Source organism: Hyphomonas chukchiensis (assembly GCF_000682695.1).
Taxonomy (GTDB): domain Bacteria; phylum Pseudomonadota; class Alphaproteobacteria; order Caulobacterales; family Hyphomonadaceae; genus Hyphomonas; species Hyphomonas chukchiensis.
The window spans coordinates 22374-28589 of sequence record NZ_AWFG01000026.1 but is presented as its reverse complement, the minus strand read 5'-3'; the positions used below and the strand labels follow the sequence as shown (position 1 = coordinate 28589).

Genomic DNA, 6216 nt, shown 5'->3' with positions numbered 1-6216 from the left:
GAGGCTGAACTCGGGCATCGGCGGCATTATACGCCGGGGTGGTTGGGGGTGGGATAAGTCTCCCCTCCGTCACAGGCTTTCAGCCTGCGCCACCTTCCCCGCTACGCAGGGGAGGATAAGGCGCTACTCGACCGGCGGGACCCAGTTGGGGCCGAGCAGCAGGGTCAGGGCGCCGGGCAACGGCACGTGGTACTGGTCCTGAATCTTGTCCATGAAGCCGAAGATCAGGATGATTCCGACGAAGGGTGGCACGAACCAGCGCATGACGAAGCGCCAGAGATTCATGACCGTGCCTTCGCCGAGTTCCGATGTCAGCATCTCGCGGCTGAGCACCCAGCCCGCGAATATGACCGTCAGCAGGCCGCCGAGCGGCAGCAGCAGGCCTTCTGTCATGAAGTCCATGAAGTCGAGATATTCGAGCGAGAAGACATAGGCCGCGCCGATCATGAACAGGGCAAAGCCCAGGCCGCAGGCCGCGCCGAGACGCGTGACGCCCTGGCGTTCCTCAAGCCATGACACGCCCACTTCCATCAGCGAGATGGACGAGGTGAAGGCCGCAAACAGCGCAAGCGCGAAGAAGACCGAGGCGAAGATCGCGCCACCCGGAATGGCGCCGAAGGCGACCGGCATCGAGATGAAGAAGAGGCTGGGGCCACCTGCCGGGTCGAGGCCAGCAGCGAAGACGATCGGGAAGATGGCAAAGCCCGCGATCAGCGCGACCAGCGTGTCGGAGCCGACGACGATGAGGGACGAACGGGTGATGTCGGTATCCTTGGAGAGATAGGCGCCATAGGTGATCATCAGGCCGACGCCGACACCGATGGAGAAGAAGGCCTGGCCGATGCCGGCGAGGAAGGTGCCGAAGCCGACATCTTCCCATTTCGGCTGGAGGATGAAGGCGGCTGCGCGGGCCGTATCCCCATTGGTGACCGAGAAGCCGACGACGACGATCAGCATGACGAAGAAGGCCGGCATCAGGATGGAGGAGGCCTTCTCGATGCCGCCCTTGATACCGCGTCCGACGACGAACGCGTTCGCGCCGATGAAGCAGGCGAGCAGAAAGAGAATGTACCATTTCGAGCGGAGGGGGTGTTCGCCCTGCCCGATCGTGTCGGCAAAGTTCTGGCCGGAGGCGGCGGCATCCATGCCGTCGAAGCCGCCGAAGGACTGGATCAGGAAGGCGATCAGCCAGGCCGAGATGACGACATAGAAGGACAGGATGAAGAAGGCCGTGAGCGTGCCGATCCAAGGCGCGATGCCCCAGTTCTGGCTGCGGCTTTCGGCGCGGGCGAGCGACTGGATGCCTTCAACGGCCGACATGCCGGATTTGCGGCCCATGGCATATTCCGCCATCAGCAGCGGCAGGCCGATCAGCAGGACGCACATGATGTAGATCAGGATGAAGGCGCCGCCGCCTTCTTCGCCCGCCGTATAGGGAAAGCGCCAGAAATTGCCGAGACCGACTGACGAGCCAACCGCCGCCATGATGAATCCGAAGCGTGAGCCCCATTTGTCTGTCTTGCGGCCAATGCCTGCCATATGCCCTCTCCCCGGGGTAATTTGTTTCACGCAACCGTAGCGGTCGCGGCATGAAAATCAATTGCAGGGTCTGTTAGCGGGTCAAATGATGCCCGTCGAGGAGAGCTTTTCGTCCCTGTGCATATGCGCCGACAGGATCAGCCCGAAACAGGCCATCGTCGTGAGCATGGCGGTGCCGCCATAGGAAATGAGCGGGAGCGGCATGCCGACCACCGGCAGGAGGCCGATCACCATCCCGACATTGAACACGATATAGAAGGCGACCGTCGCGGCCGCGCCCGCCGAGGCAAGCCGGCCAAACCAGCTCTGCGATTGCGAGGCGGAATAGAAGGCCCAGCCGAGTATCACGGCAAAGCCGAGCAGCAGGGCCGTCGTGCCGATGAAGCCGAATTCCTCGCCGATCACGGTGAGGATGAAGTCGGTATGCTGTTCGGGCACATAATCCTGCTGGGACTGGATGCCTTGCAGGAAGCCCTTGCCGTTCACGCCGCCGCCGCCAATGGCGATGAGGCCCTGCTCGATCTGGTAGCTCTCACCGAGCGCATTGGTGGCATGACCCGAGAGCTGGGCGAGGAATGTGTCGACGCGCTCGCGCTGGTAATCCGCCAGCACGAAATAGATGCCGGGAACGGAGGCGATGCCCGCGAGGATGCCGACGAGAATGACGCGCATCGACAGGCCCGCGAGGAAGATGATGACCCCGGCGGATGCTATGAGCGCGAGCGTTGTGCCAAAGTCCGGCTGCTTGAAGATGAGGGCTGCCGGGATGATCATGATGGCGAGGGCGCCGAGGTGGATCAGGACGCGGCCCGAGGTCGGCGTGATCACGCGGTCGTAATACCAGGCGAGCGCCATGGTGGTGGCGAGCTTGGCGAACTCGGACGGCTGGACAGCGACGGGCCCGACCTGCAGCCAGCGCTGGGCGCCGCCGCCCGTCACGCCCATCACGATGACGAGGACCAGCAGGAGGACGGTGAAGGCATAGGCCGGCAAAGCCAGCGTGCGCCACCAGGAGAGCGGCAGCATGGCGAGCACGAGCATCATCACGAAGGAAATGCCGAAGCGCGTGAGCTGGAGATACCAGAGATTATGCTCGTTCGGATTGGTATAGGCGGAGGAATAGAGCATCGCGACGCCGGTGAGCGCCATGGCGATAATCAGGAGGATGAACCCCCAGGGCAGTTTCACGAGCCGGCGCAGCGGGCCCATTGTCTCGAAATTGAGCGAGGTGGCCGTGCGGGTGCGCGCTTCGCCGCGGCTGAAACCGGTATAGCCGTCGCGGCTCATGTCGGCTCTCCCTGCCCTGCGGGCGTGACGGAGGCCGTCTGGCCATAGGCGGGCTTGCGGCCGCTATCATTCTCGATGGCAAAGCGCAGGATATCGCGCGCCATGGGCGCGGCGGCACCCGAGCCGCTCTCGCCATGCTCGACCACGACCGCGCAGGCATATTTCGGATTGTCCGCAGGGGCGAAGGCCACGAAGAGCGCATGGTCGCGCAGTTCGCGCTCGATATTGAGACCTTTGCGGATGCCCTTGTCGCGCTCGGCCTTCGAGATGCGGCGCACCTGCGCGGTGCCGGACTTGCCGGCCATGCGGGGGCCACCAAGGCCCAGATCGCCCGAACGATAAGCCGTGCCGCCGCCTTCCGAGGTCACGCCATACATGCCGGAGCGCATGATATCGATAATGTCCTTGTCGAGCGGCTGGTCGAGGATGCCGTCCTCTTCCGATTGCGGGCCGAGGCCGACAAGATGCGGTTTCAGACTGCGCCCTTCGGCGGCGATGCGGGCCGTCATCAGCGAAAGCTGGAGCGGCGTAACGCCGAGCTGGCCCTGGCCGATACCGAAGTTCAGCGTTTCGCCTTCATACCATGGCTCGCCCATGACCCGTTGTTTCCATTCGGGGTCCGGCACGAGGCCGCCCCGGGCGCCGGTCATGCCGAGCGTCCAGGCCTCGCCGAAGCCGAACTTGCGCGCTGCGGCGGCAATGGCCTCAACGCCCGTGCGGCGCGCAATGTCGTAGAAATAGACGTCGCACGAATGCTTGATGCCATTGTGCATGTCCATCGAGCCGTGGCCGCCCTTCTTCCAGCAGTGCCAGGTACGGTTGCCGAAATGGTAATAGCCATTGCAGTTGACGCGGTCCGTCGGCTTGACGGCGCCGGATTCCAGCGCGGCGGTGGCGACGACCATCTTGAACGTGGAGCCCGGCGGGTAAACACCGCCATGCGCACGCGGATAGAGCGGCGAGCGCGGATTGTCGCGCAGTTCGGCATAGGCGGTGCCGGAAATGCCGTTGACGAAATCATTCGGGTCGAAGGCCGGCGTCGACACCATGGCGAGGACGTCGCCGGTATCGACCTGGATCATTACGGCAGCGCCGCTCTCCTCGCCGAAGCGCTCGATCACGGCGCGCTGGAGATCGGAATCGATGGTGATGTAGAGGTCCTTGCCGGGAACGGGCGCGAAGCGGTCGTCCGGGATTTCCTCAATGACCCGGCCATGGGCATTGGTGACCAGCTTGCGGAAGCCCGGCTTGCCGCGCAGGTATTCCTCGGCGAAGCGCTCCATGCCCTGCCGGCCGGTGCGCATGTCGGGGTGGCGGAACAGCTTTTCGAGACGCTTGGCCTCGTCCGCTTCCATCCCCACGGAGAGGCGTTCCAGATCGTCCTGGCTGGCGCGGGCGACATAGCCGAGCACGTGGGCAAAGTCGCGTCCGCGCGGATAGGACCGCGTCAGCGCCATCTCGACCTGTACGCCGGGGATCTCGGCGGCATGCACGTTCATGCGCGCAAAGTCTTCATAGGTCAGCTCATTGGCGACAACGACCGGGACGAAGCCCGCGTTGCGGCGGCGGCTGGCGGTGATCTCGCCGGCCAGTCGCTCAATGCGCTCGTCCGAGAGGTCGATCAGGGCAGCGACCTGAGCAAGCGTGTGGGCCGGATCGCGCGTCTGTTCCGGCACGATGGAAACGCGCCCCGCGCGGCGATGCGAGGCGAGCGGCTTGCCGAACCGGTCAAGGATGCGGCCCCGTTGCGGCGGCGCGAGCGCCAGCTTGATATGGTTGTCCTCTGCAGCGGCCTGGTATTTCTCGCGCTCCAGCACCTGGAGCTGGAAAAGGCGCGCGACCAGACCGGCCCAGACGACACCGCCTGCGCCGGCCGCGATGATCATGCGGCGGGTGAAATCGTCCTCGATGCTGCGGTTACGGCTCATGTCGCCTGCCCCACGGATTCACCGGGCGCGCGGCCAAGGTCGAACAGGCGATGGCAGGCCGCATAGATGACGCCGGTAGTAAGGAAGGCAGCGAACAGTGGTGTGGCCCGCACGGCATGATCCTCCAGCGCGCTGGCCATCAGCCAGAGCACGAGGAAACCGGAAATGAATTGCAGGACCGGCGCGATGACGGCGACGAGCGGCTCGTTCATCACGTCGAACATGCCCGCAATCCACGCGCTGAAACCATAGACGACCAGGTTCACGATGACGAAACAGCCGAGCGGCGCGTTGAAGCTGATATCCTGGATCAGGCCGAAGGCGATGAGCAGCACCATGGGCCGCAATGACATGCCGACACGGCCCCAGCCAACAGCCCCCCAGAGGGCCGCATAGGGCCAGGCGATGGACAGGCCGAACAGTGTCTTGGGTGTGAGGCCGAGCAGGCCGATGGCGGCGATGGCAAAGGCGCCGAACAGCAGGCGCGGGGTTGGCCCGGTACTGGACCAGATGCTCTTGCGCGGCCGGCCGGATTTGCGGTTAGCCATTACTGGCGCACCCCCTGGGCAGCGCTCGCCTGTTCAGGCGCCACTTCATCAGAGGCCGGGATTTCCTCGATCGCAATGGGCGTCTCGATCAGCGGTGGCGGGATCATCTGGACATAGCCGCCTGCACGGCGTGCCATGCCATATTTCACGCGCCAGTCGCCGCCCTGCATGCGGGCCTCGCCGACGATCAGGCCGCGCGGAAACGCGCCGCCTTCGGCCGAGGTGAGAATGCGTTCGCCTTCAATGAAGCCGCTGCGTTCGGGCATGTCCGTCAGGCTGCCGAGGCCATCGCGGCCACCGAACAGGATGGCGCGTACGCCGCTGACTTCGCCCATGACCGGCACGCGGCTGTTGAAATCCGTAATCAGGAGGATACGCGAGGAATGCTCGCCGAGCTGGATGACACGGCCGACAAGGCCACCCTCATTGAGGGCGATGGCACCGGGATCAACGCCCTGTGCGCGGCCCGCATTGGCGAGCAGCGTCTGGGCGAACGGACCGTCGCTTTCAGCCGTGACGCGCGCGGTGACGCCGCGCACAGGTGGTTCTCCCATCAGGTTCAGGATCTGCTCATAGGCTTCGAGGCGCTCGGCCATGGAAATCGCGGCGGCCTTGTAGCGCGAGAGTTCACGCACTTCGGCTTCGAGATCCTTGATACGGCGCTCGCGCGCGACCTGACCGGTCATGCGGGCCCAGAGGCTGATACTGTCGCCGCCGCCAAGCTGGTCGCCAGCCATGGTGCGGACGGGATCGAATATGTGACGGATCTGCGGGGCGGACTGGGCCACGACGAGCGCGCCGGCACCGAAAATCAAGACAAAGAGAATCAGTCGCTTGGCTGAGCGCTGTTTCGGTTTTTGTCCTGATCGGCTTAGGCGTGCCATTCGCCCTGTTTCCTTGCCGTTTTTTCTGCC

Annotated in this window: 5 protein-coding genes; all 5 read right to left on the bottom strand. The window is 64.5% G+C overall.

The genetic code is table 11. From position 1 onward, the window contains the following. Window positions 1–123: 123 nt before the first annotated feature. The 5 genes from HY30_RS10010 to mreC all read right to left on the bottom strand — a co-directional run bounded on the left by HY30_RS10010 (window position 124) and on the right by mreC (window position 6186). On the bottom strand, window positions 124–1539 hold the full coding sequence (locus tag HY30_RS10010; RefSeq protein ID WP_034739786.1) for a sodium-dependent transporter: 1416 nt from the start codon (window positions 1537–1539) through the stop codon (window positions 124–126). 81 nt (window positions 1540–1620) lie between these two features. Further along, window positions 1621–2826: a rod shape-determining protein RodA gene (gene rodA, locus HY30_RS10005; RefSeq protein ID WP_241765690.1), complete on the bottom strand. Its 1206-nt coding sequence runs from the start codon at window positions 2824–2826 to the stop codon at window positions 1621–1623. Continuing rightward, entirely contained in the window at window positions 2823–4754 is a 1932-nt protein-coding gene (mrdA, locus tag HY30_RS10000; protein WP_034739783.1) for a penicillin-binding protein 2, read from the bottom strand. Before mrdA ends, rodA begins: the two co-directional genes overlap by 4 nt. Then, complete coding sequence (locus HY30_RS09995; protein WP_034739781.1) at window positions 4751–5302, bottom strand: hypothetical protein; 552 nt, start codon at window positions 5300–5302, stop codon at window positions 4751–4753. Before HY30_RS09995 ends, mrdA begins: the two co-directional genes overlap by 4 nt. Next, window positions 5302–6186, bottom strand: a complete 885-nt coding sequence (gene mreC / locus HY30_RS19270) for a rod shape-determining protein MreC (RefSeq protein ID WP_051615280.1) — start codon at window positions 6184–6186, stop codon at window positions 5302–5304. The genes HY30_RS09995 and mreC overlap by 1 nt, the downstream gene beginning before the upstream one ends. Window positions 6187–6216 lie beyond the last annotated feature (30 nt).